This is a genomic window from Streptomyces sp. NPDC006687 (genome assembly GCF_040636215.1).
Classification (GTDB): domain Bacteria; phylum Actinomycetota; class Actinomycetes; order Streptomycetales; family Streptomycetaceae; genus Streptomyces.
Window position 1 is genome coordinate 257,428 of the sequence record NZ_JBEYJJ010000007.1, and the last position, 26,215, is coordinate 283,642.

The window sequence follows — 26,215 nt, forward strand, 5'->3', positions numbered from 1 at the left end:
GACTCCGGATCGGGGCTTCCTGCATGTTCGGGCTTCCTGCATGTCCGGACTTCCTGCGTGCCCGGGGCCTTCTGCGTGTGTCCGGGGCAAGGAGGCGTCGGCGGTGGGTCGTTCGGCCGGCGACTTTCGTCGTGCCGGGCGCGACGAAAGAGGGCGGGCGCCGGAGTGTGCGGCTGTCTAGGGTCGGTCGCGTGGATGCCGAGGCGGGGATGCGTGCGTGCCGGGACTGGCTGAAGGGGCCGGAGCCCTGGTCCCGGCGGATGCTGGCGGGGGACCTGACGGTCGCCGGGGTGCTGGCCCTGCTGGGGCTCGGCGTCGACGAACTCAGCCGCAGCTCCGGCCTGAAGATGGCCTCGGGGGCCGTGGCCGTGGTGGCGCTGGTGCTGCTGCGCAGGCGGCTGCCGGCGGTCACGCTGGTGCTGGGCGCCGCCGCGAGCGCGTTCCTTCCCACCGTGTTCCTCGTGACGATCGTGCTGGGCTGGTCCGCGGGACGCCGGATCGTCGGCGTGGGCCGGGCGCTGGCGGCGTTCGTGCTGGCCTTCCTGGCCTCGGTGGGCCTCACGCTCGTCGACCAGTGGTCGCAGATGCGGCCCCTGCTGACGGTCGTCTTCACCACCCTGCTGTTCCTGGCCGCGACCGTCATGCCCGGTCTGGCCAGCCGTTACTGGCATCAGCGCCGGACCCTGCTCAGCGCCCTCCAGGAGCGCAACGACCGGCTGGTGCGCGAGCGGACGATGGTCGCCGGGCAGGCCAGGCTGAGGGAGCGGCAGCGGATCGCCCAGGACATGCACGACAGCCTGGGCCACCAGCTGGCGCTCATCTCGGTGCACACCGGGGCGCTGGAGGTGGACCCCTCGCTGACCGACCGCCAGCGCGAGGCGGTGGGGGTGCTGCGGCAGGCGTCGGTGGCGGCGATGCACGAGCTGCGGGAGGTCGTCGGCATCCTGCGCGACGGGGTGGAGGCCCCGGCGCCCGTGGAGGAGGCGCAGCCGGCCGCACGGGGGGTGGCCGGGATCGCCGGCCTCGTGGAGGCGGCGCGGGCCGCGGGGACGGACGTACGGCTCGCCGCGGCGGGGCGGCCCCGGCCGCTGGTCGCGGCCTGCGACCACGCGGCGTACCGGATCGTGCAGGAGGCGCTGACCAACGCCTACAAGCACGCGCCGGGGTCGGCCATCTCCGTGGAACTGCGCTACGAGGACGACTCGCTGGTGGTCGAGATCGCCAACGGCCCGGCCGCCGACCGGGGCCGCGGCGCGGTGGTCTCCGGCGGGCAGGGGCTGACGGGGCTGCGCGAACGGGCCCGGCTGGTCGGCGGCATGGTGCACGCCGGCACCACCGAGGACGGCGGGTTCCGGGTGGCGGGCGTACTGCCGTACGGGACGGAGCCGGCCGGGCTCGTCGAGGAGGACGTCGCGGACGACTTCGGACAGCGGACGCAGGCCCGGGCGCTGGCGCTGCGGGGGGCGCCCAGGGCGGCCCCGCCGATGGACTGGGCGGCGCTCGACCGCGAGCTGGCGGCCCCCGTACGCCGCGGAGCCGGGGGCGTCGCGATGGGCTGCGGGATCGCCGTCGCGGCCCTCGTGCTGCTGGTCATCGTGCTGGGTGCCGGGGCGGCCCTGCTGGTGGGATCCGCGGACAAGGCGATGATCAGCACCCGGGACTACGACGCCGTGCACGTGGGCGAGGCCGAGGAGGACGTCCGCACGCGGCTGCCGGACGGCGACAGCGTCCTGACCTCGGGCCTGGAGCGCAAGGGACCGCCCCGGCCGCAGGGAGCGGACTGCTACGCGCTGCTGTCCACGGAGGACTCGAAGGTGACGAGCGACACGGTTTTCCGGTTCTGCTTCCGTGACGGCAAGCTCGTCGAGAAGCAGACGTACGAGGTCAAGCAGTAGGAGCGCGGGTGACAGCCAAGGTGATCCGAGTGGTGATCGCTGACGACGAGCCGCTGATCCGGGCCGGGATCAGGATGATCCTGACCTCGGCACCGGACATCGAGGTCGTCGCGGAGGCCGCCGACGGGCGGGAGGCGGTCGAACTGGCCCGCTCGCACGCCCCGGACGTGGTGCTGCTGGACATCCAGATGCCGGTGATGGACGGGCTGACCGCCCTGGAGGAGCTGGCGCGGGCGGCGCCGGGGGCGCGGGCGCTGATCCTGACCACCTTCGGGGAGCGGGAGAACGTGTTGCGGGCGCTGCGCCAGGGCGGCGCGGGGTTCCTGCTGAAGGACTCGGCGCCCGGCGAGCTGATCGGCGCGGTCCGGGCGGCCGCCGCGGGTGACGCCTACCTGTCGCCGGCCGCGACCCGGCACGTGGTGGACCAGCTGGCCACCGGGCAGACCGCGGGCCGGGGCGAGGAGGCACGGCGTCGGGTGGACGCGCTGAGCGAACGGGAGCGCGGGGTGCTGGCACTGCTCGGCGAGGGCCTGTCCAACGCGGACGCCGGGCGCAGGCTCCACATGAGCGAGGCGACGGTGAAGACGTACGTGAGCCGGATCCTCGCCAAGCTGGACTGCGAGAACCGGGTGCAGGCGGCGCTCCTGGCCCGGGACGCGGGTCTGTAGCAAGGCTGTGGCGCCCCTGTAGCGGTGCCGCGTACCGGACTTGGGGTACCGTCGGGCCGATCTGACCGGCGAAGAAGCCGTCGGCAGGGCGCGAAGAGTGCGGGGGCGGCGCAGATGGTGACGGCATCGGGACAGTACGCGACGGACGCGGCGGCAGCCGCCGGAGCGGCCCCGGAACGGGCCGGCGGGCGGATCCCGCGCGTGCCGGGCTTCGCGCCGCGGGCCGTGAGCGGCTCCGCCAGGGAAGCCGGCAAGGCCCTGCGGCAGCGGGTACCGCGCGCCGCCCACGCCTCCTTCCGGATGCCCGCCGACCGGCCCGACGCCGTGCGCGCGGTGGAGGAGTCCAATGTCGGCCGGGTCGCCGAGCTGACACCGATACGCGTCGGCCGGATGGCCGCCAACCCCTTCGCCTTCCTGCGCGGAGCCGCCGGACTGATGGCGCACGACCTGTCCGGCGGCCCGGTGACCGGGGTGGGCGCGCAGATCTGCGGCGACGCGCACGCGGCCAACTTCGGCCTCTACGGTGATGCCCGCGGCCGCCTCGTGATCGACCTCAACGACTTCGACGAGACCGTGTTCGGCCCGTGGGAGTGGGACGTGAAGCGGCTCGCCACCTCGCTGGTCCTGGCCGGACGTGTGGCGGGCGCGGACGAGGACACCTGCCGGGCGGCGGCGCGGGACGCCGTGGGCGCCTACCGGCGCACCATGCGGCTGCTGGCCAAGCTCCCGGCGCTCGACGCCTGGAACGCCATCGCCGACGAGGAACTCGTCTCCCACACCGACGCACGCGATCTGCTGGGCACGCTGGAGCGGGTCTCGGAGAAGGCCCGCAACAACACCTCCGCCCGGTTCGCCGCCAAGTCCACGGAGCTGTGCGCCGACGGCAGCCGCCGCTTCGTGGACGCGCTGCCCGTGCTGCGCCGGGTCGGCGACGGGGAGGCCGCCGCGGTGGCCGCCTCGCTGGGCCCCTACCTGACGACCCTCTCCGGGGACCGGCTTCCGCTGCTGGCCCGCTACGCCATCCACGACGTGGCCTTCCGCGTCGTCGGCACCGGCAGCGTGGGCACCCGCTCGTACGTGGTGCTGCTGCTGGACCACCGGGGCGAGCCGCTGGTGCTCCAGGTCAAGGAGGCCCGGCCCTCGGTGCTGCTGCCCCACCTGCCCGCGCTGGGCTTCCACTCCCCGGAGGAGGAGCACGAGGGCCGCCGGGTGGTGGCCGGGCAGAAGCGGATGCAGGTGGTCTCCGACATCCTGCTGGGCTGGACCACCGTCGAGGGGCGCCCGTACCAGGTCCGCCAGTTCCGCAACCGCAAGGGCAGCGTGGACCCGGCGGCGCTGACCCCCGAGCAGATCGACGACTACGGCCGGATGACCGGCGCCCTGCTGGCCCGGGCGCACGCCCACAGCGCCGATCCGCGGCTGCTGGCGGGGTACTGCGGCAAGAACGAGGAGCTGGACGAGGCGGTGGCCGCCTTCGCCGTGGCCTACGCCGACCGCAGCGAGGCCGACCACGCCGACCTGGTGGCGGCGGTGCGCTCCGGCCGGATCGCGGCGGAATTCGGGGTCTGACGCGGGCGTGGCCCGGTGTTTCACGTGAAACCGGCCCGTGGACGTTTCACGTTGTTTCCCGAGAAGTCGTTTCACGTGAAACCGGGGCCGGTCTCCCGTGCGCCGGGCGATGGCGGCCGGGGGAGACGGGTGCCCCCGGCCGGGCCGTAGGCTGGCCGGGTGAGCGAGCAGAGCGGACAGACAGCCCCCGAAGAGCCCACCGCTTCCGGTGACGAGCGGCCCGAGGCGCGCCTGGAGCGTGCCGTGCGGGCCGCCGAGCAGGCACTGATCGAGTTCGAGATCGCCGTGGAGACCTTCCGGGTGGAGGTCGAGAACTTCTCCCGGCTCCACCACCAGAAGCTCGGCCCGATATACGCCCGGCTCGACGAGCTGGACGCCCAGATCGCGGAGGCGAAGGCCGCCCGCAGCGGTGATCCGGAGGACCTGCGGCGGGCCCGGGAGGCCCGCTCGCTGGTCATGCCGATGCCCGGGGTGGACGAGCTGTTCCACGACTGGCTGGGCTCGGACGGGATCTCCGACGATGCCGCCGCCATGCTCACCGACCGGCCGGTGCGCCCGCCCCAGCGGGTGCGGCCCTCGGAGGAGGTCCGCCGGCTCTACCGTGAGCTGGTCCGCCGGGCCCACCCTGACCTCGCCCAGGACGAGGCGGAGCGGACGCGGCGTGACGCGTTCATCGCCCGGGTCAACGCCGCCTATGCGCGGGGCGAGGAGCAGCTGCTGCGCGAGCTCGCCGAGGAGTGGGACGCCGGCCCGGTGCAGAAGGCCGCGGCGCCGAGCGAGAGCGAGGAGCTGTACGCCCGCCTGGAGTGGCTCTCGCAGCGCAAGGAAATGCTGTCGATGGTGGCCAAGGAGCTGGAGGACGGCGCGATCGGCGCGATGCTGCGGATGGCTCCCGACGACCCGGACCGGCTGCTGGAGGAGATCGCCGAACAGCTGCTGGCCGAGGTCGGCGAGCGCGAGGCGGAGCTGGCGGCTCTCGTCACTCCGTGAGTCCCCGCCCTCCGGTCGGATAGGTTGGCAGGCCAGATCCGTGAAGAGAGAAGGCGACTGTCATGAACTTCGGACCGCTCCCCTCGGTGGAGGCCACCGCGGTGCCCGCCGGAGGTCTCGTCCTGGACGTCCGCGAGGACGACGAATGGGCGGCCGGTCATGTCGAGGGCGCGCTGCACGTCCCGATGAGCGACTTCGTCGCCCGCTTCGGTGAGGTGACGGAGGCGGTCGCGGACGGTCGCACCGCCTACGTGATGTGCCGTGTGGGCGGGCGCAGCGCCCAGGTCACCCAGTACCTCGTGGGCCAGGGCATCGAGGCCGTCAACGTGACCGGTGGCATGCAGGCGTGGGAGGGCGCCGGGCGCCCGATGGTGACGGACAACGGGAACCCGGCCTTCGTCCTCTAGCGGCCGCGGTCTCAGCCGAGGGGGTGGGCGGCCAGCAGGTCGCCCAGGGCCTCCTCGTGCGCGGCGGCCGGGCCGAGCTGGAGCTCCAGCTGCTTGGCCCAGGCGTGGTAGCGGTGCAGCGGGTAGTCGGTGTCGGCGCCGAAGCCCCCGTGCAGGTGCTGGGCGGTCTGTACGACCCGGCGCACGCCCTCGGAGGCCCACATCTTGGCGACGGCCACGTCCCCCGCGACCGGCAGCGGGCCGCCCGCCGCGCCGGTCGCCGCGTCGAGCCGCCAGGCCGCCTGCCAGAGGGTGGCCTCCATGGCCCGCAGGTCGATGTAGCGGTCGGCGGCCTGGACGGCGACGGCCTGGAAGGTGGCCACGGGGAAGCCGAACTGCTCCCGCTTGCTGGTGTAGCCGCTGGTCATGGCGAGGACGGCCTCGCCGAGGCCGAGCGCGAGGGCGCAGGTGCCGGTGGCGAGGACCTGGCGCAGCCGCTCCCAGGCGCCGGGGGTGTCGATCAGATGGGAGGCGGGGACCCGGACCCCGTCCAGGGTGAGTTCCGCGAGCTTTTCCCCGCTGGTGGAGTACTGGTCGGCGAGGGTGAGGCCCTCGGTGGTGCGGGGGAGCAGCGCGAGGACGGCCTCGCCGTCGCCGGCGTGCGCGGGTACGGCGATCCAGTCGCTGCTGTGCGCCCAGGGGACGGCCGTCTGCATCCCGTCCAGGATCCAGGCGGGCCCTTCGCGGCGTGCGGTGACGGCGAGCTCGGCGGGATCGTGGCCGGTGCGGCCGTGGGCGGCGACGGTGAGGACGAGCGTGCCGCGTCCGGCGCCGGGCAGCAGGGCGGCGGTCAGCTCGGGGCCGCCGTGGGCCTGGACGGCCATGGCGGTGGCGCAGTGCTCCAGGAGCGGGACCCGGGCCAGCACCCTGGCCGCCTCGCGCAGCACCAGGCAGAGCGCGAGGGTGTCGAGGCCGGCCCCGCCGTGTTCCTCGGCGAGGACGAGGCCCAGCAGGTCGGAGCCGGCGAGCGTGGCCCACAGGGGCCGGTCGAACTCCTCGGCGACGGCTCCCGGGGTCAGCGCGGGGCTAGGTACGCCGTCGGGAGCGACGTCGGCGAACACGGCCCTGGCCGCCTCGACGGCCGCCTGCTGTTCCTCGGTGAAGGTGAAGTCCACTGCCTGCCTCCCGCGTGCACCGGTTCCGGACCGCCCACTGGACCTGACGGGCCGTCAAGATAAGCCAGGCGGCGGAAGAATCACAGCCCGCGGGGGCCGCTCAGCGGTCGAAGTCGATCTCCACTTCCTCCGTCACCGGGTGGGACTGGCAGGCCAGCACGAACCCGGCCTCCGTCTCCTCCTCCTCCAGCGCGAAGTTGCGGTCCATCCGCACCTCGCCCGACACCACGAACGCCCGGCAGGTGCCGCAGACCCCGCCCTTGCAGGCGTACGGGGCATCGGCGCGGTTGCGCAGCACGGCGTCCAGCAGGGACTCCCCCGCCTGTACGGGCCAGGTGCCCGAGCGGCCGTCGAGCCGGGCGGTGACCCGCGCCTGGTCCGCCGCCGGGGCCGACGACCGTACCGGCTCCTGAGGGGCGGTCTCCTCGACGTGGAAGATCTCCTCATGCACCCGGCTCCGGGCCACGCCCAGCGCCGCCAGGGCCCGCTCCGCACCCGTCACCAGTCCGTACGGGCCGCACAGGTACCAGCCGGTGACCTCCGCGACCGGCAGCAGCGCGGGCAGCAGGGCCGTGAGGCGGGACTGGTCGAGCCGCCCGGACGGCAGCCCGGCCTCCTGCTCCTCGCGGGACAGGACGGTGACCAGCTGGAAGCGGTCGGGGTAGCGGTCCTTGAGGTCGGCCACCTCCTCCAGGAACATCGTGGAGGACGCCGTCCGGTCGCTGCGCACCAGGCAGAACCGGGCGTCGGCGCGGGCCGCGAGCACCGTCGCCGCGATCGACAGCACCGGGGTGATCCCGCTGCCGCCGACGATCGCCGCGTAGTGCGGGGAGGCCGGGGCCGTGGCCGGGTCCAGCACGAACCGCCCGGCCGGGACCATCACGTCCAGCACGTCCCCGGCGGCGATCTCCTTGTGCGCGAAGGTGGAGAACTCCCCGCCCTCCACGAGCCGTACGCCGACCCGGAGCTCGGCCGGGCCCGGGCCGTCGGCGGCCGGGGCGGGGGAGCAGATCGAGTACGTCCGGCGCACCTCGGCGCCCTCGGCGGCCCTGCGGCGGAGCGTCAGGTGCTGGCCGGGGGCGTGCCGGTACTCGGCGCGCAGCTCCTCGGGCACCGACAGGGTCAGCGCGACCGAGTCGTCCGTGAGCCGGTCGACCGCCGCCACCGTCAGGGGGTGGAACGCGCCGTGGCGGGGTGCGGCCATCTACAGCTCCTTGAAGTGGTCGAACGGTTCGCGGCAGGCGACGCAGCGGCGCAGCGCCTTGCAGGCGGTGGAGGAGAACCGGCTGAGCAGCTCGGTGTCGGTGGAGCCGCAGTTCGGGCAGCGCACCGACAGGGTGAGGGGGACCGGACCGCCGGCGGAGTGCGGGCGCGGCGGGGCGATGCCGAATTCGCCGAGTTTGCGCCGGCCTTCGGCGCTGATGTCGTCGGTGGACCAGGCGGGGGACAGCACCGTGGTGACGCGCACCTCGGGTATGCCGTGGGCGGTCAGCACCCGCTCGATGTCGGCCGCCATGGCCTCAATGGCGGGGCAACCGGTGTACGTCGGGGTCAGGAGCACCTCGGCGTGGCCGTCCTCATGCATCCGCACGCCGCGCAGGACGCCCAGCTCGGCGAGGGTCAGGACGGGCAGCTCCGGGTCGGGGACGGTGCCGGCCAGCTCGGCCAGCTCCGCCTCCAGGCGGGTGGTCCCGGCCCCGGCGGTCACCACGACGCTCCGGGGTGGCTGCGGTGCAGGTGCTGCATCTCGGCGAGGAGCCGCCCGAACGGCTCGGTGTGCAGGCCCTCCCGGCCCGCTCCGGCGCGCCACGCGCCCGTCCGCGGACCCTCGGGCAACGCCAGCCCGGCCTGCTCCAGCACCCGGCCCAGCGCGGCCAGCCAGCGGGCTTCCAGGGCGGCCGTGTCCACATCGAGGCCGTCGACCGGGCGGAACATCTCCCCCGTGTACTTCCACAGCCCGTCCAGGCCCGCGCGGATCCGCCGCCGGCTCTCCTCGGTGCCGTCGCCGAGCCGCAGCGTCCACTGCTCGGCGTGGTCGCGGTGGTAGGCCGTCTCCTTGACGGCCTTGGCGGCCAGCGGGGCGAACGGGCCGTCACCGGTGGCCAGTTCCCCGTACAGCTCGTGCTGGTAGAGGGAGAAGTACAGCTGGCGGGCGATGGTCTGGGCGAAGTCCCCGTTGGGCTGCTCGACCAGCTGGAGGTTGCGGAAGGCGCGCTCCTCGCGCAGGAAGGCCAGCTCGTCCTCGTCGCCCGCCATGGAGAGCAGGACGCGGGCCTGGCCGAGCAGGTCGAGCGCGATGTTCGCGAGGGCGACCTCCTCCTCCAGGACCGGGGCGTGACCCGCCCATTCGCCGAGGCGGTGGGAGAGGATCAGCGCGTCGTCCGCGAGGGCGAGGACGGCTGCCGTGGCCCGGGGCGGGGTGGCGGCGGTGGCGGTGTCGGCGCTCACAGGTGGCGCACCCCCTCGGGGATCTCGTAGAAGGTGGGGTGCCGGTAGGGCTTGTCGGCGGACGGGGCGAAGAACGGGTCCCGCTCGTCCGGGGAGGAGGCCGTGATCTCGGTGGAGGGCACGACCCAGATCGAGACGCCTTCGCTGCGCCGCGTGTAGAGGTCGCGCGCGTTGCGCAGGGCCATCTCGGCGTCGGGGGCGTGCAGGCTGCCCGCGTGCGTGTGCGAGAGGCCGCGGCGCGAGCGCACGAACACCTCCCACAGGGGCCAGTTCTGCGTCATGCCTGTACCTCTCGTCCGGTGCCGGTGTGCTGCCGCGCGTGCTGGTCCGCTTGCTTGCGCGCGTACGCCGTGGCCGCTTCGCGGACCCAGGCGCCTTCCTCGTGAGCCTTGCGCCGCTGGCTGATGCGCTGTTCGTTGCAGGGGCCGTTGCCCTTGAGCACGTCCCAGAACTCCGCCCAGTCGATGGCGCCGAAGTCGTAGTGCCCGCGCTCCTCGTTCCACTTGATGTCCGGGTCGGGCAGGGTCAGGCCCAGCGACTCGGCCTGCGGGACGGCGATGTCCACGAAGCGCTGGCGCAGCTCGTCGTTGGAGTGCCGCTTGATCCGCCAGGCCATCGCCTGGGCGCTGTGCACCGACTCGTCGTCCGGCGGGCCGAACATCATCAGGGAGGGCCACCACCAGCGGTCCACCGCGTCCTGCGCCATGGCGTGCTGGGCCTCGGTGCCCTGGGAGAGGGCGAGGAGCAGCTCGTACCCCTGGCGCTGGTGGAAGGACTCCTCCTTGCAGATCCGGACCATCGCGCGGGCGTAGGGGCCGTAGGAGCAGCGGCAGATCGGCACCTGGTTGGTGATCGCCGCGCCGTCCACGAGCCAGCCGATGGCGCCGACGTCCGCCCAGGTCAGAGTCGGGTAGTTGAAGATCGAGGAGTACTTCTGCTTGCCGGAGTGGAGCTTGTCGAGCAGCTCGTCACGGCTGGTGCCCAGGGTCTCGGCGGCGCTGTAGAGGTAGAGGCCGTGCCCCGCCTCGTCCTGCACCTTGGCCATCAGGATGGCCTTGCGGCGCAGCGAGGGCGCGCGGGTGATCCAGTTGGCCTCGGGCTGCATGCCGATGATCTCGGAGTGGGCGTGCTGGGCCATCTGGCGGACCAGGGAGGCGCGGTACTCCTCGGGCATCCAGTCGCGCGGCTCCACGCGCTCGTCCGCCGCGACGGCGGCGTCGAAGTCCGCTCTCAGCTGTACGCCGAGGCCGGCCCCTGCCTCCGCCCCGCCCGAGCTCCCCGTCTCCGGAGTCACTGCGACCATCACGGCTCCCTGTCCGAATCTGCGTCCGAGTCCGCCCGTCCGCCCGACCGACCGATCGTTCGGTTCATTCTCTTCAATGGTGAGACGACGGCCCGTAGGGTGTCAACCTCTGTGGGCAACCCTGTGGACGCCGGATGATCGGGGCGGGATGGACGCGAACGAGCGCGAGCGTGCGGAAGGGCCCGGTACGGCGCCTCCCCGGGCGCCCGGGATCGCCGGCCTCGCGCTGCCGTACCGGGTCCTCGCGGCGCTGGTCCTGGCGGCCCTGGCCGTCGCCGCGTGCCTGCACCTCGGGCTGGTCTTCCTGCACGTCGCACCCTCCAACACGCTGAGCAAGAAGCACGCGGGCCTGGTCGACGGCTGGATCTACCCGGAGTTCGAACAGAACTGGAAGCTCTTCGCCCCCAACCCCCTCCAGCAGAACATCGCTGTGCAGGCCCGCGCCCAGGTCCGGGGCGGGTCCGGCGCCCTCGTCACCACCGGCTGGCGCGACCTGTCCGCCGAGGACGCCGCGGCCATCCGGCACGGGCTGCTGCCCAGCCACACCGAGCAGAACGAGCTCCGCCGGGCCTGGGACTTCTACACCGGCTCCCACGACGACGAGGGCAAGGCGGTCCAGACCGAGCGCGCCGAACTGTCCGAGGCGTACCTGAAGCGGATCGCCGGCCGCCGGCTGGGGGCCGGGCTGGCGGAGGGCGAGCGGATCGTACGGGTCCAGCTGCGCTCGGCGACCCGGTCCGTGGCCGCGCCGGCCTGGAGCACGGAGACCACCGACACCCAGACGTACTACCGGGAGCTGCCGTGGTGGAGCGTCTGAGGCGGGCACTCGCGCAGGTCAGCGGGCAGGCGCTCGGCCCGTACCAGAGCGCGGTCGTCCGCATCGGCTTCGCCGGTACCTGGCTGTTCTTCCTGCTGCGCGAGTTCCCGGAGCGGCACGAGCTGTACGGGCCCGACGGGCCGTGGAGCTGGCAGCTCGCCGAGCGGCTCGTCACGGGGAACCACGCCTTCACGGTGCTGCTGTGGTCCCCCTCGGGATGGTGGTTCGAGCTCGTCTACGGCCTCGCCGTGGCCGCCGGCGCGCTGCTCGCGCTGGGCTGGCGGACGCGGGCGACGTCCGTGCTGTTCATGGTGGGGGTGCTCTCGCTGCAGAACCGCAGCGTGTTCATGGGCGACGGCGGGGACAACGTCATCCACCTGATGGCGATGTACCTGGTGCTGACGCGGTGCGCGCAGGTGTGGTCGCTGGACGCGCGGCGGGCCCGGCTGAGGGGCTCCGCCGCGGCGGGGGCGGCCGGGCCGGTGCTGTGGGGGGTGCTGGGCGCCGTCCTCGCGTACGGGGCCCTCAGCGGGCGGCTGAGCGGCGGCTGGGCGGCCGTGTTCGCCGCGCTGTGGACGGGCGCGGCGCTGTGGTGGCTGGCCGAGCGGTACGAGCCGGGGGGCGAGCGGCGCGCCGCCCTGGACGTGCTGGCCAACCTGCTGCACAACACGGGCATGCTGGTGATCATGGCGGAGGTGTGCCTGATCTACGCGACGGCGGGCTGGTACAAGATCCAGGGGTCCCGTTGGCAGGACGGGACCGCGCTGTACTACCCGCTGCGGCTGGACTACTTCACGCCGTGGCCGGAGCTGTCGGGGGCGCTGGCCGGGAGCGGGGTGGCGGTGATGCTGCTGACCTACGGGACGGTGGTCGTGCAGGTCGCCTTCCCGTTCACGGTGTTGAACCGGCGGGTCAAGAACGTGCTGCTGGGGGTGATGGTGCTGGAGCACGCGGGGATCGCCGTGCTGCTCGGGCTGCCGTTCTTCTCTCTGGCGATGATCGCCGCTGACGCGGTGTTCCTGCCGACCGGGTTGCTGGTGTGGGTGGGGGCGCGGGCCGCCGCGCTGCGGGTGCCGCTGCGCGGAGCCGCTCCCCGGCCCGCCCTTTCTCCGTTTCCCGGGAGGGCCCGGACCCCCTTGGGGGCTCCGCCCCCAGACCCCAGCGCCTCGAACGCCGGCGAGGCTGGATAGTCGCGGGCGCTCGGAAAGGGGTGGCTCTGCCGGGCCGTAGGGTCGGGGTCATGAGTGAGCAGCGGAGTGGGTGGGGCGTCGGGCGGGAGTGGGGCGGGCTCGTCGAGCGGGGCGACGTGGTGCTGCTCGACGGGTTCCACGCGTTGAAGCACGCCCTGCGGTTCGGGGCCGAGGTCGTGCTGGCCGTGGCCGAGGAGCCCGAGGGGGTGCGGGCGCTCGCCGCCGAGCTGGCTCCCGATGTGGAGGAGGCGGTGGTGCGGCTCGTGCGGCAGGGGTCGCTCAAGGGGCTGATGCCCCGGGTGCACCCGACCGGGGTCGCGGCCCTCGCCGTGCGGCCCGGGCGGGAGGCGGGGCGGGCCGCCCTGGCGCGGCTGCCCCGGCCCGCGCCCGTCGTGGTGCTCGACAACCCCCGCAACCTCGGCAACGTCGGAGCCGTCGTCCGCCTCGCCGCCGGCTTCGGCGCCACCGGCGTGGTGACCCGGGGCGACCTCGACCCCTGGCACCCCAACGTGGTCCGCGCCGGGGCCGGGCTGCACTACGCCACCACCGTGGACCGGCTGGAGCTGGAGGAGCTGCCGCCCGGCCCCCTGTACGCGCTCGACCCGGAGGGCGAGGACATCCGTGCCCTCACCCTCCCGGACGACGCCCTGCTCGCCTTCGGCTCGGAGCGGCACGGGATCTCGCCCGAGCTGCGCGCCCGCGCCGACCACCTGGTGTCCCTGCCGATGCGCCCCCAGGTCTCCAGCTACAACCTGGCCACCAGCGTGGCCATGACCCTCTTCCACTGGGGCGGGCCCAGGCCCTGAGGCCCGGGCCCCGGCGCGGCTACGCCTGGCGGCGGACCTCCACCACGCGGAAGCGGTTCGCGACGAACGCGCCGTCGCACAGCGCGGCATTGGCCGCCGGGTTGCCGCCCGAGCCGTGGAAGTCGGAGAAGGCCGCGGTCTGGTTGACGTAGACCCCGCCCGTGAGGTTCAGCGACAGCTGCGCCGACTCCTCCAGGCAGACCTCCTCGATCGCCCGCTCGGTGTCCGCGGAGGTGGTGTACGCCCCGACCGTCATCGCGCCCTTCTCCCGCACCGTACGGCGCAGCAGTTCCAGGGCGTCGGCCGTGGAGTCCACCGCGACCGCGAAGGAGACCGGGCCGAAGCACTCCGACAGGTACGCGGCCTCCGGGTCGGGCTTGCCGGCGTCCAGCTTGACGATCACCGGAGTGCGTACGACCGCGTCCGGGAACTCGGGGTTGGCCACCTCGCGCGAGGCCAGCGCCACCTCGCCCAGCTCGGCCGCCGCCTCCAGACGGGCCTTGACGTCCGGGTTGACCAGGGCGCCCAGCAGGGCGTTGGCCCGGGCGTCGTCGCCCAGCAGGCCGCCGACCGAGGCGGCGAGGTCGGCGACCACCTCGTCGTACGACTTGTGGCCGGCGTCCGTCTCGATGCCCTCGCGCGGGATCAGCAGGTTCTGCGGGGTGGTGCACATCTGGCCGCTGTAGAGGGAGAGCGAGAAGGCCAGGTTGGACAGCATGCCCTTGTAGTCGGAGGTCGAGTCGACGACGACCGTGTTGACGCCCGCCTTCTCCGTGTAGACCTGCGCCTGACGGGCGTTGGCCTCCAGCCAGTCACCGAACTCCGTCGAGCCGGTGTAGTCGATCAGCTTGATCTCGGGCCGGACCGCCAGGGTCTTGGCGATGCCCTCGCCCGGCCGCTCCACCGCCAGCGCCACCAGGTTCGGGTCGAAGCCGGCCTCGGCCAGGACCTCGCGGGCCACCTTCACCGTCAGCGCCAGCGGGAGGACGGCGCGCGGGTGCGGCTTGACCAGGACGGCGTTGCCGGTGGCGAGGGAGGCGAACAGGCCGGGGTAGCCGTTCCAGGTGGGGAAGGTGTTGCAGCCGATCATCAGCGCGATGCCGCGCGGCACCGCCGTGAAGGTCTTGCCGAGCTCCAGCGGGTCCCGCTTGCCCTGCGGCTTGGACCAGTCCGCCCGGCCGGGGACCCGGGTCTGCTCCTCGTACGCGTAGGCGACGGCCTCCAGGCCGCGGTCCTGCGCGTGGGGGCCGCCCGCCTGGAAGGCCATCATGAACGCCTGGCCGCTGGTGTGCATCACCGCGTGCGCGAACTCGTGGGTGCGGGCGGAGATGCGGGAGAGGATCTCGACGCAGACCACGGCGCGCGCCTCGGGCCCGGCGTCGCGCCAGGCGCCCATGCCGGCCTTCATCGCGGGCAGCAGCACCTCCACGTCGGCGTGCGGGTACTCCACGCCCAGCTCCGGGCCGTACGGGGAGACCTCCCCGCCGGTCCAGCCGTCCGTTCCGGGCTGGTCGAGCTCGAAGCGGGTACCGCGGACGGCCTCGAAGGCGGCGAGCCCGTCGGCCGGGGCGCTCTCCCCGTATGCCTTGGGGTGCTCGGGGTGCGGGGACCAGTAGGCGCGGCTGCGGATGGCAGCCAGCGCCTGGTCCAGCGTGGGCCGGTGCTTCTCGGTGAGCTGGGAGAGGGTGAGCTCGGCGGCCATCAGGGACCAACTCCTCGTTGAGCCGGGCGGGATCGGGCTGGTTCTCAGCACGGGATCGGGCAGGGGCGGGTGAAGAAGAGCAGACTGGAGTTAGAGTAACCGAACGATCGGTCGGGACAAGAGGGCCCGGCAGGACCTGTGGACAACCCGGTGCGGGAGGATCAGGACATGACAGCAATCGAGCGGTCCCGCACTGTGGCGGTCGTCGGCGCCGGCACCATGGGGCAGGGCATCGCCCAGGTCGCCCTCCTCGCAGGTCACCAGGTGTTCCTCTACGACATCGACGCCGGCCTGGCCGCCGGTGGCGCCGCCATCGTCCAGGACCGTGTCGAGCGCATGGCCGCGAAGGGCCGGCTCGGCCGCGCCGAGGCCGATGACGCCATCGGCCGGATCGGCGCGACCGCCGCCGTCGCCGACCTCGCCGGAGCCGCCCTGGTCATCGAGGCCGTCGTGGAGGACGTCGCCGTCAAGCGCGCCGTCTTCGAAGCCCTCGAAGAGGTGGTTTCCCCGGACACCCTCCTGGCGACGAACACCTCCTCGCTCTCCGTCACCGAGCTCGCCGCCGGCCTCGCCCACCCCGGCCGCTTCCTCGGCCTGCACTTCTTCAACCCGGCCCCGCTGCTCCCCCTCGTGGAGGTGGTGAGCGGCTTCGCCACCGACCCGGCCGCCGCCGAGCGCGCGTACCGCACGGTCGAGAGCTGGGGGAAGACCCCCGTCCGCTGCGCCGACACCCCCGGCTTCATCGTCAACCGCATCGCCCGCCCCTTCTACGCCGAAGCCTTCGCCGTCTACGAGGAGCAGGGCGCCGACCCCGCGACCATCGACGCCGTGCTGCGCGAGAGCGGCGGCTTCAAGATGGGCCCGTTCGCGCTGACCGACCTGATCGGCCAGGACGTCAACGAGGCCGTCACCCGCTCGGTGTGGGAGTCCTTCTTCCGCAGCCCCAAGTTCACCCCCTCGCTCGCCCAGCGCCGGCTGGTCCAGTCGGGCCGCCTCGGCCGGAAGTCCGGGCACGGCTGGTACCCGTACGGCGAGGACGCGCGGCAGCCCGCACCGCACACCGCCGGGCCCGAGGAGGCTCCGGAGAAGGTGACCGTCGTCGGCGACCTCGGACCGGCCGCCGTCCTGGCGGAGCTGATCGAGGAGGCCGGGATCGCGGTGACCTCCACCGCCCACGGCGGCCCGTACATCCAGCTGCCCGGCGAGGGCCAGCTGGTGCTCGCCGACGGCAGGACCGCGGTCGAGTTCACCGACGTCGTCTACTTCGACCTCGCCCTGGACTACCGCGAGGCCGGCCGGATCGCCCTCTCGGTCAGCGAGGACACCACCGAGCGCACCCTCGCCGAGGCCGTCGGCCTCTTCCAGAAGCTCGGCAAGCAGGTCTCCGTCATCGGTGACGTCCCCGGCATGATCGTCGCCCGGACCGTGGCCATGCTGATCGACCTGACGGCCGACGCCGTGGCGCGCGGCGTGGCCACCGCCGAGGACATCGACACCGCCATGCGGCTCGGCGTCAACTACCCGCTCGGCCCCTCCGCCTGGCACGCGCGGCTCGGCCGGGACTGGGCGTACGACCTCCTGCACCACCTGGACGAGCGCTGTCCCGGCGGCCGCTACGCCCCCTCGCTGGCCCTCTTCAAGCTGGGCTACGCGGACGACGGCGAGGCGGAGGCAGAAGCGGAATCGGCGGAGGAGGGCACCGGATGACCACGGCCAGGCGGGACACCTACACCCCCGAGACGCTCCTGTCGGTGGCGGTGCGCGTCTTCAACGAGCGCGGCTACGACGGCACCTCCATGGAGCACCTCTCCAAGGCCGCCGGTATCTCCAAGTCCTCGATCTACCACCACGTCGCGGGCAAGGAGGAGCTGCTGCACCGGGCGGTCAGCCGGGCGCTGGACGAGCTCTTCGCCGTCCTGGAGGAGCCCGGCGCCGTGCGCGGCCGGGCGGTGGCGCGCGTCGAGTACGTCACCCGGCGCACCGTCGAGGTCCTGGTCGCGGAACTGCCGTACGTGACCCTGCTGCTGCGGGTGCGCGGCAACACCCGTACCGAGCGCTGGGCGCTGGAGCGCCGCCGCGAGTTCGACCACCAGGTCGCGGAGCTGCTGAAGGCCGCGGCCGCCGACGGTGACCTGCGGGCGGACGTGGACATCCGGCTGGCGACCCGGCTGCTCTTCGGCATGGTCAACTCGCTGGTCGAGTGGTACCGCCCGCACCCGGGCACGACCCCCGACCAGCTCGCGGACGCGGTGGTCAGCATGGCCCTGGACGGCCTGCGGACGAAGCCCCAGCCGTAGGAGGCCGCGGGGGCCCGGCTCAGTCCTCCGTGAGGGCCGGGCCGGCGCCCGGGCCCGGGTCCAGCAGGTCCGTCTCCTCGAACACCAGCAGCGTGCGGGTGGAGAGGACCTCCGGGATGGACTGGAGGCGGGTCAGCACCAGCTCCCGCAGGGTGCGGTTGTCCGCCGTGTGGACCAGCAGCAGGACATCGAAATCCCCGCTGACGAGCGCGATGTGCGCGGCCCCCGGCAGCTCGCGCAGCTTCTCGCGCACCGTCCGCCAGGAATTCTGGACGATCTTCAGGGTGATATAGGCGGAAGCCCCCTGGCCTGCGCGTTCGTGGTTCACCCGGGCCGTGAACCCCCGGATCACCCCGTCGTCGATCAGCCGGTTGATCCGGGCGTACGCGTTCGCGCGCGAGACGTGCACCTGCTCGGCGACCGACCGTATCGACGCGCGGCCGTCCGCCTGGAGCAGCCGCATGATCGACCGGTCGATGGGGTCGAGGGGGCGGGGCGGCACGGGCGGCGCCGGGGGGACCGCGGGGGCCGTGGCCGGCGCGGGCGGCTGCGTCCCCGGGGCTGCCGGGGCACCCCCCGGCGGAACCGGTACGGAGCCCGCCGCGGCCATTTGTTCATCCGGCATTGCCCACTGCCTCCCTCTCCTGGACGTCCTGCACCCATCCCAGGGCCCCGCCGCCAGTTTGTCCACAGCCTGGAGCCGCCTGTAGCCAAATTGCGCCGACGACCGAACAATCGGTAGGTGAGGCACCCCACAACCGGGGTGTCCTTCTGCCCGCTTCCCACGAGGAGGTGTACGCCGCCATGACGGTCCAAGAGCTGCCCGGTGCCGGTGCGTCCCACCGTGTCACCCCGCCACCCGCCTGGAGGCCCCGTACGGAGGCCGCCGCGCTGCTTCCCGACCCGGAGCCCTACCGGGTCCTGGGCACGACGGCCGCCGAGCACCTCGACCCCGCGCTGATGCGCCGCTACTACGCCGAGCTGGTGCGCGGCCGCCGCTACAACGCCCAGGCCACCGCGCTGACCCGGCAGGGCCGTCTCGCCGTGTATCCCTCCACCGTGGGGCAGGAGGCCGCCGAGATCGCGGCCGCGCTCGTCCTCCAGGAGCAGGACTGGCTCTTCCCCAGCTACCGCGACACCCTCGCGGCCGTGGCGCGCGGACTGGACCCCGTCCAGGCGCTGACCCTGCTGCGCGGCGACTGGCACACCGGCTACGACCCGCGCGAGCACCGCATAGCCCCGCTGTGCACCCCGCTCGCCACCCAGCTCCCGCACGCGGTCGGCGTGGCGCACGCCGCGCGGCTGCGCGGGGACGAGGTCGTCGCGCTCGCCATGGTCGGCGACGGCGGCACCAGCGAGGGCGACTTCCACGAGGCGCTGAACTTCGCGGCGGTCTGGCAGGCCCCGGTGGTCTTCCTGGTCCAGAACAACGGCTTCGCCATCTCCGTCCCGCTCGCCAAGCAGACGGCCGCCCCCACCCTGGCCCACAAGGCCGTGGGCTACGGGATGCCCGGCCGGCTGGTCGACGGCAACGACGTCGCCGCGATGCACGAGGTCCTCACCGAGGCCGTGAACCGGGCGCGCGCGGGCGGCGGCCCGACGCTGATCGAGGCCGTCACCTACCGGATGGAGGCCCACACGAACGCCGACGACGCGACGCGCTACCGGTCCGACTCCGAGGTCGAGGCATGGAAGGCGCACGACCCCGTCGCGCTGCTGGAGCGGGAGCTGACCGGGCGCGGCTGGCTGGACGAGGCCGGCATCCAGGAGGCGCGCGAGGCGGCCGAGGGGATGGCGGCGGAGCTGCGCGAGCGGATGAACGCCGAGCCCGTACTGGACCCGATGGACCTCTTCGCGCACGTCTACGCCGAGCAGACCGGCCGGCTGCGGGAGCAGGCGGCCATGCTGCGCGCGGAACTGGAAGCTGAGGACGACGCATGACCACGGTGGCTCAGCAGGGGGTCAAGCCCGCGACGATGGCGCAGGCGCTGACCCGGGCCATGCACGACGCGATGGCCGAGGACCCCACGGTCCATGTGATGGGCGAGGACGTCGGCGCGCTCGGCGGGGTCTTCCGGATCACCGACGGGCTCGCGAAGGAGTTCGGCGAGGACCGGGTCACGGACACGCCGCTCGCGGAGGCGGGCATCCTCGGCACGGCCGTCGGCATGGCGATGTACGGGCTGCGGCCGGTCGTGGAGATGCAGTTCGACGCGTTCGCCTACCCGGCGTTCGAGCAGCTGATCTCGCATGTGGCGAAGATGCGCAACCGCACCCGGGGCGCGATGCCCCTGCCGATCACCATCCGGGTGCCGTACGGCGGCGGCATCGGCGGGGTCGAGCACCACTGCGACTCCTCCGAGGCGTACTACGTGGCCACGCCCGGCCTGACCGTGGTGACCCCGGCGACCGTCGAGGACGCGTACGGGCTGCTGCGCGCGTCGATCGCGAGCGACGACCCGGTGGTCTTCCTGGAGCCGAAGCGGCTCTACTGGTCGAAGGCGCAGTGGTCGCCGGACACCCCGGCGGCGGTGCCGGGCATCGGCACGGCGCTGGTGCGGCGGGCGGGCACGAGCGCGACGCTGATCACGTACGGGCCGTCGCTGCCGGTGTGCCTGGAGGCGGCCGAGGCGGCCCGCGCGGAGGGCTGGGACCTGGAGGTCGTGGACCTGCGCTCGCTGGTCCCGTTCGACGAGGAGACGGTCGTCGCCTCGGTACGCCGGACCGGGCGCGCGGTGGTGGTCCACGAGGCCGGCGGCTTCGGCGGACCGGGCGCGGAGATCGCCGCCCGGGTGACGGAGCGCTGTTTCCACCACCTGGAGGCGCCGGTGCTGCGGGTGACGGGCTTCGACATCCCGTACCCGCCGCCGATGCTGGAGAAGCACCACCTTCCGGGCGTGGACCGGATCCTGGACGCCGTGGCCCGCCTGCAGTGGGAGAACTGATGCCGCAGGTCATGGAATTCAAGCTGCCGGACCTCGGTGAGGGTCTGACCGAGGCCGAGATCGTGCGGTGGCTGGTGGCGGTGGGCGACGTCGTCGCCGTCGACCAGCCGGTCGTCGAGGTCGAAACGGCCAAGGCGATGGTGGAGGTGCCCTGCCCGTACGGCGGTGTGGTCACCGCCCGGTTCGGTGAGGAGGGCGAGGAGCTGCCCGTCGGCGCCCCCCTGATCACCGTGGCGGTGGGGGTGGAGTCGGCGCCCGCCGGGGCCGCGCAGGCGCCGGTCGCCGAGGCGGAAGCCGAAGGTTCCGCGCAGCCCCGGCCGCTGATCGGGTACGGCTCGGACCACGCGCGCCCGGCGCGGCGGCGACGGGTGCGACCCGTCACCGCCGCGGTGTCGGCGCCTGCCGCTGTTCCGGTCGCGGTGCCTGCTCCGGTGCCGGTTCCGGTGGCGGTGCCGGTTCCGGCGGCCGCCGCCGGGCCGGTGCCCGTCATCTCGCCGCTGGTGCGGAAGCTGGCCCGGGACAACGGGGTCGATCTGCGGGCGCTGCGCGGTTCCGGCCCCGAGGGGCTGATCCTGCGGGCGGACGTCGAGGCGGCCCTGCGTCCCGCGGCGCAGCCGGCGGCCCCGGCTGCCGCCCCCGCCCCCGCCGCCGCCCCGCTGGGGGAGCGCATCCCGCTCAAGGGCCTGCGCGGCGCGGTGGCGGAGAAGCTCTCCCGCAGCCGGCGTGAGATCCCCGAGGCCACCTGCTGGGTGGACGCGGACGCCACCGAACTGATGGCGGCGCGGGCCGCCATGAACGCGGTGGACGGCCCGAAGGTCTCGGTGCTCGCCCTGCTGGCCCGGATCTGCACGGCCGCGCTGGCGCGGTACCCGGAACTCAACTCCACGGTGGACCTCGCGGCGAACGAGATCGTCCGACTGCCGGCCGTCCACCTGGGCTTCGCCGCGCAGACCGAGCGCGGGCTGATGGTCCCGGTCGTCCGCGACGCCCAGACTCGCAGCCCGGAGTCCCTGTCGGCGGAGTTCGCCCGGCTGACGGAGCTGGCCCGGGCGGGGAAGCTGGCGCCGTCCGACCTCACCGGGGGGACGTTCACGCTGAACAACTACGGGGTGTTCGGGGTGGACGGCTCCACGCCGATCATCAACCACCCGGAGGCGGCGATGCTCGGGGTGGGGCGGATCATCGCGAAGCCGTGGGTGTACCGGGGCGAGCTGGCCGTGCGCCAAGTCGTCCAGCTGTCGCTGACGTTCGACCACCGGGTCTGCGACGGCGGTACGGCCGGAGGTTTCCTCCGCTACGTCGCGGACTGCGTCGAGAACCCGGCGGTCCTGCTGAGAAGTCTGTAGCCGGCCGGTGGCTGCCGCTGCGCGGGGCGGGAAGACGGCTCCGCGCAGCGGCCCCCGGGTCAGACGGTCAGCAGGAGTTTGCCGACGTGGGTGCTGGACTCCAGGACCCGGTGGGCTTCCGCGGCCCGCGCCATCGGGTGGGTCGCGTGGACCACCGGCCGGACGCGGCCGCCCTCGACCAGCGGCCAGACGTGCTCCCGTACGGCCGCGATGATGGCCGCCTTCTCCTCCAGCGGACGGGCCCGCAGCGAGGTCGCCGTGATGGCCCCCCGCTTCGCCAGCAGCATCCGCAGGTCCAGTTCCGCCTTGACCCCGCCCTGGAAGCCGATCACCGCCAGCCGCCCGTTCATGGCCAGCGCCTCCAGGTTCCGGCTCAGGTACTTGGCGCCCATGATGTCGAGGATCACGTCCGCCCCGGCCCCCTGCGTCGCGGCCTTCACCTCCTCCACGAAGTCCTGTTCGCGGTAGTCGATCAGGACGTCCGCACCGAGCTCCGCGCAGCGGGCCAGCTTCTCGCGGCTGCCCGCCGTCACCGCCACCCGTGCGCCGACGGCCTTGCCGAGCTGGACGGCCATCGTGCCGATGCCGCTCGACCCGCCGTGCACCAGCAGCGTCTCGCCCGGCCGCAGTCCCGCGACCATGAACACGTTGGTCCACACCGTCGCGACGACCTCCGGAAGCGCGGCCGCCTCCACCAGGCCCACGCCCTTCGGCACCGGCAGCAGCTGCCCCGCCGGGACGGCGACCTTCTCCGCGTAACCGCCGCCCGAGAGCAGGGCGCACACCTCGTCGCCCACGGCCCAGCCGGAGACCCCCGGTCCCAGCGCGGCGATACGTCCGGAACACTCCAGGCCGGGATAGGGCGAGGCCCCCGGCGGCGGATCGTAGAAGCCCTGCCGCTGCAGGACGTCGGCGCGGTTCACGGCGCTCGCCGCGACCTCGACGAGCACCTCGCCCTCGCCCGCCACCGGATCGGGTACGTCGGCCCAGACGAGGGCCTCGGGGCCGCCCGGCTGTTCGATGGTGATCGCATGCATGGCCCGGAATCTACCGCGCCCGCTACTCCGCCGGACCGAGCGTGACCTGAGGCATCGTCGGGGGTGCGGCCCGCACGATGGTGATGAGCCGGTCCGTCAGCTGGAGCGGGCTCGCGTGCGGATCGTCGTACGGGAGCAGCCGGTGCCCGCGCACCACGCTGACCACGAGGTCCTCGGTCTCCCGTACGCCCCGGCCGACCTCGGACCGGTTCACGGGCCGCTCGATCAGGTCCAGGCCGCTGCCTTGGTGGATCAGGTCCTCCATCACCGCGCCCGCCCGGGGGCTCAGCACGGACAGGCCGAGCAGCCGTCCGGCCGCGCTCGCGCTGGTGATCACGGCATCCGCCCCGGACTGCTTCAGCAGCGGGGCGTTCTCCTCCTCGCGGACCGCCGCCACGATCTTGGCGCCCCGGTTGAGCTGCCGGGCCGTCAGGGTGACCAGGACGGCGGTGTCGTCGCGCTGGGTGGCGATGATGATCTGACGGGCCTTCGGGAGCTCCGCCCGCAGCAGCACCTCCGAGCGGGTGGCATCGCCGACGACCCCGGTGAAGCCCTCCGTGTTGGCCATGTCGATGACCTTGGCGCTGGGGTCGACGATGACGACCTGTTCCTTCGGAAGGCCGGTCGCCAGCAGGGTCTGGAGCGCCGAGCGGCCCTTGGTGCCGAAGCCGACGACGACCGTGTGCTCGCGCACGTTCTTCCTCCAGCGGTTCAACCGCCATTCCTCCCGGGTGCGTTCGGTCAGGACCTCCAGGGTGGTACCGACCAGGATGATCAGGAACAGCACGCGCAGCGGGGTGATCAGCAGGACGTTGACCAGCCGCGCGCTGGCGCTGTACGGGACGATGTCGCCGTATCCGGTCGTGGAGAGGGTGACGGTCGCGTAGTAGACGCAGTCGAGGAGGTCGATCGGCTCGCCGGCGTTGTCGTGGTAGCCGTCCCGGTCGAGCCAGACGATCAGGACCGTCAGGCACATCACGAACAGCGCCATCAGCAGCCGTCGCGTCACCTGGCGCAGCGGCTTCTCCACCACCCGATTGGGGAGCGTGACGCGGCGTGCGACGAGCTTCTCGTCGGCGCCGCGTGCCATCGCGTCCTGGCCGGGGAGTTTCACGTGAAACATCCCCCGGCGGCCCACGGCAGGTCGAGGATCTCCAGCTCCTGCTCGCTCCGCGCACCGTGCGGCGGTACGACGGCCAGTGCGTCGGCGGCGGCCACCCCGCGCAGCATCGCGGGGCCGTTGTAGCGCAGCGGTACGGCGTGCTCGTCGGTGAGCAGGACCGGCACCAGCCGGGTGTCGTACGGGTGCCCCGGCACGTCGCCCTGGACCGGTACGGCGTAGCGGGAGCGCTGGCGGCGGCCGGCGAGGGCGCGCACCAGCGGCTCGGCGAGGGTCAGCAGGCCGGATACGGCGGCGAGGGGGTTGCCGGGCAGGCCGACCAGGTGGCGCCCGTCCGCGCGGTCGCCGAGGCGGGCCAGCAGCATCGGATGGCCGGGACGTACGGCGACCCCGTCCACGAGCAGCTCGGCGCCGGCCCGCTCCAGGACGGGACGGACGTGGTCGACGGGGCCGGAGGCGGTGCCGCCGGTGGTGACGACGAGGTCGGCGGTGGAGCCGGTGACCGCCTGGAAGAGGGCCTCGGCCCCGGCCGGGTCGTCGCCGAGCCTACGGGTGGAGAGGACTTCGGCGCCGATGCGGGTGAGCCAGGGGCCGAGCATGGGGCTGAGGGCGTCGCGGATCAGCCCGTCGTGCGGGCGGCCGGAGGTGAGCAGTTCGTCGCCGAGGACGAGGATCTCCACGCGGGGCCGGGGCCGGGTGACGAGCTCGTCGTACCCGGCGGCCGCGGCCAGCCCGAGGACGGCGGGGGTGACGAGGGAGCCGGCCGGGAGCAGCGGGTCCCCGGAGCGGCACTCCTGGCCGCGCGGGCGGATGTCCTGGCCGGTGCTGACGGGCCGGGTGGCGTGGAGCCGGCTGCCGGACTCGCGGGCGTGCTCGCTGCGGATCACGGCGGTGGTGTCGGCGGGGATCCGGGCGCCGGTGGCGATCCGTACGGCCTCGCCGTCGGCCAGGGGGGCGGTGGGGGCTTCGCCGGTGCCTCCGGCCAGGATCCCGTCGCCGGGCCGGATCATCCAGGGGCCGGGTCCGGCGACGGCCCAGCCGTCCATGGCGGAGGTGTCGAAGGAGGGCAGGTCGCCGAGGGCGTCCAGGGAGGTGGTCAGCACCTCGCCGAGCGCGTCCGCGAGGGCCACCCGGTGGCTGCGGGCCCGGACGGTGGTGCCGGCCAGGGCGGCGGTCTCACGGGCACGCTGCCAGGCGGTGGCGCGGTGGCCGCCCGAGCCGCCGCCCTCGCCGGCGGAGGCGGGGCGGACCAGGGCGAGGGCCTCGTCCAGGGCGCCGTCGGCGTCGGTACGGGTCATGGAGAGCCGTTCCCCTCGGGGTCGGTGGGCTGGGGGGCGGGCGTCTCGGCTTCCGCCGCCCAGCGCAGGGCCAGGTCGGCGGCCTTCCGGGAGGCTTCGGCGACGGCCCGGGCCGGGTCGGCGCCGGCCGCCTCGGCGCGGGCGGCGGCGTAGCCGACGAGGAAGGTCGTCAGGGGCGCGGCGGGCCGGGCGACGCCGTGCGCGGCGTCACGGGCGAGGTCGAGCAGCGTCTTGGTGTCGACGTCGATCTCGATGCCGAGCTCGGTCTTGGCGGCGTTGATCCATTGATCCAGCACGTTCCCATGCTCCCTGATCCGGGCGCGGGCCGTCGCCAGGTCCCCCCAGGTGTCGCAGTCGAAGGAGGCGAGCGGTGCGGCGGCGGTGACCCGGACGAGGCTGAGCTCGGCGGTGAGGGCGCGGAGGGGGAGGCCGTGGAGGGTGCCGTGCTCGGTGGCGAGCAGGGCGATCTCGCGGTGCAGGGGTTCGGCCCGGTAGGCGGCGACGAGGGGCTGGTCGCGGCCCTCGGGGTCCCTGAGCAGGGCCCCGTCGGCGGGGCCGGCGGCGGCCGCCGTGAGCAGGGCCTGGACGGTGTCCGCGTCGAGGAAGGGGAGGTCGGCGGAGAGTACGAGGACCAGCCCGGCGGTCGTGCGGCGCAGCCCGGCGTGCAGGGCGGCCACCGGGCCGCCGCCGGGCGGGGACTCCATCGCCCAGTCGACCGGGCGGGCGGTGGGCCTGCGGCTGCCGACCACGATGGTCGCGGCGGCGTCGGGGCAGGCCGCCAGGACGCGGTCGAGGAGGGTGCGGCCGCCCACCGGGAGGGCGGGCTTGTCGGCCCCGCCGAGGCGCCGGGCGGCGCCGCCGGCGAGGACGATGGCGTCGTAGCTCATGCCCCTGAGTATGAGCGGGCCCGTGCCCCCTGCGTGGGGGCGCTGGAGCAGGGGCTTGGTGCCGCTGCGCGGAGCCGTCTCCCCGCCCCGCCCTTTCACCGTTTCCACCTCGAACGCCGGTGGGGCTGAAAACCGCGGGGCTCCGCCCCGCACCCCCCGGGGGTGCAGGGTCGTGGTGCTGTGCCCCGCGGCTCCGCCCCGCACCCGGGCGGGCTGGAAGGAGGCGGGGGCCGTTCCGGGCCCCGGGACTCGGGTGCCGGCGGGGCTGGAAGGGGCCCCGCCGGGAGGTGGGGGGAGGGGCGGGGGGGGGGAGAGGGGGTGGTGGGATGGGGTGGG

General features: G+C 74.0%; 25 protein-coding genes. 13 read left to right on the plus strand and 12 right to left on the minus strand.

Annotated elements, in window-relative coordinates; translation table 11 throughout:
* The first annotated feature begins 191 nt into the window (after positions 1-191).
* From ABZ716_RS12040 to ABZ716_RS12060, 5 genes are all read left to right on the plus strand, one after another.
* Positions 192-1,895, plus strand: a complete 1,704-nt coding sequence (locus ABZ716_RS12040) for a sensor histidine kinase (RefSeq protein ID WP_358958386.1) — start codon at positions 192-194, stop codon at positions 1,893-1,895.
* Positions 1,896-1,903: 8 nt separating this feature from the next.
* Positions 1,904-2,563, plus strand: a complete 660-nt coding sequence (locus ABZ716_RS12045; RefSeq protein ID WP_358958388.1) for a response regulator transcription factor — start codon at positions 1,904-1,906, stop codon at positions 2,561-2,563.
* A 114-nt stretch (positions 2,564-2,677) separates the two neighbouring features.
* Positions 2,678-4,132 carry a DUF2252 domain-containing protein gene (locus ABZ716_RS12050; RefSeq protein ID WP_358958390.1) on the plus strand — a complete coding sequence of 485 codons (1,455 nt, stop codon included), beginning with the start codon at positions 2,678-2,680 and terminating at the stop codon, positions 4,130-4,132.
* Positions 4,133-4,291: 159 nt separating this feature from the next.
* Positions 4,292-5,122, plus strand: a complete 831-nt coding sequence (locus tag ABZ716_RS12055; RefSeq protein ID WP_358958393.1) for a J domain-containing protein — start codon at positions 4,292-4,294, stop codon at positions 5,120-5,122.
* A 62-nt stretch (positions 5,123-5,184) separates the two neighbouring features.
* Positions 5,185-5,529: a rhodanese-like domain-containing protein gene (locus tag ABZ716_RS12060; RefSeq protein ID WP_358809686.1), complete on the plus strand. Its 345-nt coding sequence runs from the start codon at positions 5,185-5,187 to the stop codon at positions 5,527-5,529.
* 11 nt (positions 5,530-5,540) lie between these two features.
* Here the strand turns inward: ABZ716_RS12060 and ABZ716_RS12065 are convergent, their stop codons facing one another.
* The 6 genes from ABZ716_RS12065 to paaA form a co-directional block, all read right to left on the minus strand.
* Complete coding sequence (locus ABZ716_RS12065) at positions 5,541-6,683, minus strand: acyl-CoA dehydrogenase family protein (RefSeq protein WP_358958395.1); 1,143 nt, start codon at positions 6,681-6,683, stop codon at positions 5,541-5,543.
* Between the two features lie 100 nt (positions 6,684-6,783).
* Positions 6,784-7,887, minus strand: coding sequence for a 1,2-phenylacetyl-CoA epoxidase subunit PaaE (paaE, locus tag ABZ716_RS12070; RefSeq protein WP_358958398.1), 1,104 nt, complete (start codon positions 7,885-7,887; stop codon positions 6,784-6,786).
* Positions 7,888-8,394 (minus strand): 1,2-phenylacetyl-CoA epoxidase subunit PaaD, encoded by a 507-nt coding sequence (gene paaD, locus ABZ716_RS12075; RefSeq protein ID WP_351877750.1) that lies wholly within the window; start codon positions 8,392-8,394, stop codon positions 7,888-7,890. It abuts the gene before it with no gap.
* Entirely contained in the window at positions 8,388-9,131 is a 744-nt protein-coding gene (paaC, locus tag ABZ716_RS12080; protein WP_358958400.1) for a 1,2-phenylacetyl-CoA epoxidase subunit PaaC, read from the minus strand. The genes paaD and paaC overlap by 7 nt, the downstream gene beginning before the upstream one ends.
* The gene (paaB, locus tag ABZ716_RS12085; RefSeq protein WP_329196601.1) at positions 9,128-9,412 is read right to left on the minus strand and encodes a 1,2-phenylacetyl-CoA epoxidase subunit PaaB; all 285 of its coding nucleotides are present in this window, start codon (positions 9,410-9,412) and stop codon (positions 9,128-9,130) included. The genes paaC and paaB overlap by 4 nt, the downstream gene beginning before the upstream one ends.
* The gene (gene paaA, locus ABZ716_RS12090) at positions 9,409-10,434 is read right to left on the minus strand and encodes a 1,2-phenylacetyl-CoA epoxidase subunit PaaA (RefSeq protein WP_358809682.1); all 1,026 of its coding nucleotides are present in this window, start codon (positions 10,432-10,434) and stop codon (positions 9,409-9,411) included. Before paaA ends, paaB begins: the two co-directional genes overlap by 4 nt.
* A 148-nt stretch (positions 10,435-10,582) precedes the next feature.
* Between paaA and ABZ716_RS12095 the strand changes: the two genes are divergently transcribed.
* Genes ABZ716_RS12095 through ABZ716_RS12105 form a run of 3 tightly spaced genes read left to right on the plus strand, consistent with a single transcriptional unit; the run spans position 10,583 to position 13,247 of the window.
* Positions 10,583-11,251, plus strand: coding sequence for a DUF5819 family protein (locus ABZ716_RS12095; RefSeq protein ID WP_358958403.1), 669 nt, complete (start codon positions 10,583-10,585; stop codon positions 11,249-11,251).
* Positions 11,236-12,441, plus strand: coding sequence for an HTTM domain-containing protein (locus ABZ716_RS12100; RefSeq protein ID WP_358958405.1), 1,206 nt, complete (start codon positions 11,236-11,238; stop codon positions 12,439-12,441). The genes ABZ716_RS12095 and ABZ716_RS12100 overlap by 16 nt, the downstream gene beginning before the upstream one ends.
* A gap of 50 nt (positions 12,442-12,491) precedes the next feature.
* Positions 12,492-13,247 (plus strand): TrmH family RNA methyltransferase, encoded by a 756-nt coding sequence (locus ABZ716_RS12105; RefSeq protein ID WP_358958407.1) that lies wholly within the window; start codon positions 12,492-12,494, stop codon positions 13,245-13,247.
* Positions 13,248-13,266: 19 nt separating this feature from the next.
* Here ABZ716_RS12105 and paaN read toward each other — a convergent pair whose 3' ends face one another.
* The gene (gene paaN, locus ABZ716_RS12110) at positions 13,267-14,949 is read right to left on the minus strand and encodes a phenylacetic acid degradation protein PaaN (RefSeq protein ID WP_358958409.1); all 1,683 of its coding nucleotides are present in this window, start codon (positions 14,947-14,949) and stop codon (positions 13,267-13,269) included.
* 168 nt (positions 14,950-15,117) lie between these two features.
* Between paaN and ABZ716_RS12115 the strand changes: the two genes are divergently transcribed.
* Positions 15,118-16,656: a 3-hydroxyacyl-CoA dehydrogenase gene (locus ABZ716_RS12115; RefSeq protein WP_358809677.1), complete on the plus strand. Its 1,539-nt coding sequence runs from the start codon at positions 15,118-15,120 to the stop codon at positions 16,654-16,656.
* Positions 16,653-17,246 carry a TetR/AcrR family transcriptional regulator gene (locus tag ABZ716_RS12120; RefSeq protein WP_355966853.1) on the plus strand — a complete coding sequence of 198 codons (594 nt, stop codon included), beginning with the start codon at positions 16,653-16,655 and terminating at the stop codon, positions 17,244-17,246. The genes ABZ716_RS12115 and ABZ716_RS12120 overlap by 4 nt, the downstream gene beginning before the upstream one ends.
* Before the next feature lie 19 nt (positions 17,247-17,265).
* On the opposite strand, the gene ABZ716_RS12125 is transcribed toward ABZ716_RS12120, so the two are convergent.
* On the minus strand, positions 17,266-17,928 hold the full coding sequence (locus ABZ716_RS12125; RefSeq protein ID WP_358958445.1) for an Lrp/AsnC family transcriptional regulator: 663 nt from the start codon (positions 17,926-17,928) through the stop codon (positions 17,266-17,268).
* Between the two features lie 122 nt (positions 17,929-18,050).
* On the opposite strand from ABZ716_RS12125, the gene pdhA reads away from it, so the two are divergent.
* Genes pdhA through ABZ716_RS12140 form a run of 3 tightly spaced genes read left to right on the plus strand, consistent with a single transcriptional unit; the run spans position 18,051 to position 21,537 of the window.
* A complete protein-coding gene (pdhA, locus tag ABZ716_RS12130) occupies positions 18,051-19,187 on the plus strand; it encodes a pyruvate dehydrogenase (acetyl-transferring) E1 component subunit alpha (protein ID WP_358958411.1) in 1,137 nt (378 codons plus the stop codon).
* Positions 19,184-20,191, plus strand: a complete 1,008-nt coding sequence (locus ABZ716_RS12135; RefSeq protein ID WP_358809674.1) for an alpha-ketoacid dehydrogenase subunit beta — start codon at positions 19,184-19,186, stop codon at positions 20,189-20,191. The genes pdhA and ABZ716_RS12135 overlap by 4 nt, the downstream gene beginning before the upstream one ends.
* A complete protein-coding gene (locus ABZ716_RS12140) occupies positions 20,191-21,537 on the plus strand; it encodes a dihydrolipoamide acetyltransferase family protein (protein WP_358809673.1) in 1,347 nt (448 codons plus the stop codon). Before ABZ716_RS12135 ends, ABZ716_RS12140 begins: the two co-directional genes overlap by 1 nt.
* Positions 21,538-21,596: 59 nt before the next feature.
* Here the strand turns inward: ABZ716_RS12140 and ABZ716_RS12145 are convergent, their stop codons facing one another.
* Genes ABZ716_RS12145 through ABZ716_RS12160 form a run of 4 tightly spaced genes read right to left on the minus strand, consistent with a single transcriptional unit; the run spans position 21,597 to position 25,879 of the window.
* Positions 21,597-22,574, minus strand: a complete 978-nt coding sequence (locus tag ABZ716_RS12145; protein WP_358958414.1) for an NAD(P)H-quinone oxidoreductase — start codon at positions 22,572-22,574, stop codon at positions 21,597-21,599.
* A 22-nt stretch (positions 22,575-22,596) separates the two neighbouring features.
* Positions 22,597-23,697: a potassium channel family protein gene (locus ABZ716_RS12150; protein WP_358958417.1), complete on the minus strand. Its 1,101-nt coding sequence runs from the start codon at positions 23,695-23,697 to the stop codon at positions 22,597-22,599.
* Positions 23,685-25,055: a molybdopterin molybdotransferase MoeA gene (locus ABZ716_RS12155; RefSeq protein WP_358958447.1), complete on the minus strand. Its 1,371-nt coding sequence runs from the start codon at positions 25,053-25,055 to the stop codon at positions 23,685-23,687. The genes ABZ716_RS12150 and ABZ716_RS12155 overlap by 13 nt, the downstream gene beginning before the upstream one ends.
* Positions 24,989-25,879 carry an NTP transferase domain-containing protein gene (locus ABZ716_RS12160; RefSeq protein ID WP_358958419.1) on the minus strand — a complete coding sequence of 297 codons (891 nt, stop codon included), beginning with the start codon at positions 25,877-25,879 and terminating at the stop codon, positions 24,989-24,991. Before ABZ716_RS12160 ends, ABZ716_RS12155 begins: the two co-directional genes overlap by 67 nt.
* Between the last annotated feature and the right edge of the window lie 336 nt (positions 25,880-26,215).

Coding starts and splice junctions, on each gene's coding strand:
- ABZ716_RS12050 (WP_358958390.1), top strand. CDS start 2,678: ATGGTGACGGCATCGGGACAGTACGCGACGGACGCGGCGGCAGCCGCC.
- ABZ716_RS12060 (WP_358809686.1), top strand. CDS start 5,185: ATGAACTTCGGACCGCTCCCCTCGGTGGAGGCCACCGCGGTGCCCGCC.
- paaE (WP_358958398.1), bottom strand. CDS start 7,887: ATGGCCGCACCCCGCCACGGCGCGTTCCACCCCCTGACGGTGGCGGCG.
- paaB (WP_329196601.1), bottom strand. CDS start 9,412: ATGACGCAGAACTGGCCCCTGTGGGAGGTGTTCGTGCGCTCGCGCCGC.
- paaA (WP_358809682.1), bottom strand. CDS start 10,434: ATGGTCGCAGTGACTCCGGAGACGGGGAGCTCGGGCGGGGCGGAGGCA.
- ABZ716_RS12095 (WP_358958403.1), top strand. CDS start 10,583: ATGGACGCGAACGAGCGCGAGCGTGCGGAAGGGCCCGGTACGGCGCCT.
- ABZ716_RS12105 (WP_358958407.1), top strand. CDS start 12,492: ATGAGTGAGCAGCGGAGTGGGTGGGGCGTCGGGCGGGAGTGGGGCGGG.
- paaN (WP_358958409.1), bottom strand. CDS start 14,949: ATGGCCGCCGAGCTCACCCTCTCCCAGCTCACCGAGAAGCACCGGCCC.
- ABZ716_RS12115 (WP_358809677.1), top strand. CDS start 15,118: ATGACAGCAATCGAGCGGTCCCGCACTGTGGCGGTCGTCGGCGCCGGC.
- ABZ716_RS12120 (WP_355966853.1), top strand. CDS start 16,653: ATGACCACGGCCAGGCGGGACACCTACACCCCCGAGACGCTCCTGTCG.
- pdhA (WP_358958411.1), top strand. CDS start 18,051: ATGACGGTCCAAGAGCTGCCCGGTGCCGGTGCGTCCCACCGTGTCACC.
- ABZ716_RS12135 (WP_358809674.1), top strand. CDS start 19,184: ATGACCACGGTGGCTCAGCAGGGGGTCAAGCCCGCGACGATGGCGCAG.
- ABZ716_RS12140 (WP_358809673.1), top strand. CDS start 20,191: ATGCCGCAGGTCATGGAATTCAAGCTGCCGGACCTCGGTGAGGGTCTG.
- ABZ716_RS12145 (WP_358958414.1), bottom strand. CDS start 22,574: ATGCATGCGATCACCATCGAACAGCCGGGCGGCCCCGAGGCCCTCGTC.
- ABZ716_RS12150 (WP_358958417.1), bottom strand. CDS start 23,697: ATGTTTCACGTGAAACTCCCCGGCCAGGACGCGATGGCACGCGGCGCC.
- ABZ716_RS12160 (WP_358958419.1), bottom strand. CDS start 25,879: ATGAGCTACGACGCCATCGTCCTCGCCGGCGGCGCCGCCCGGCGCCTC.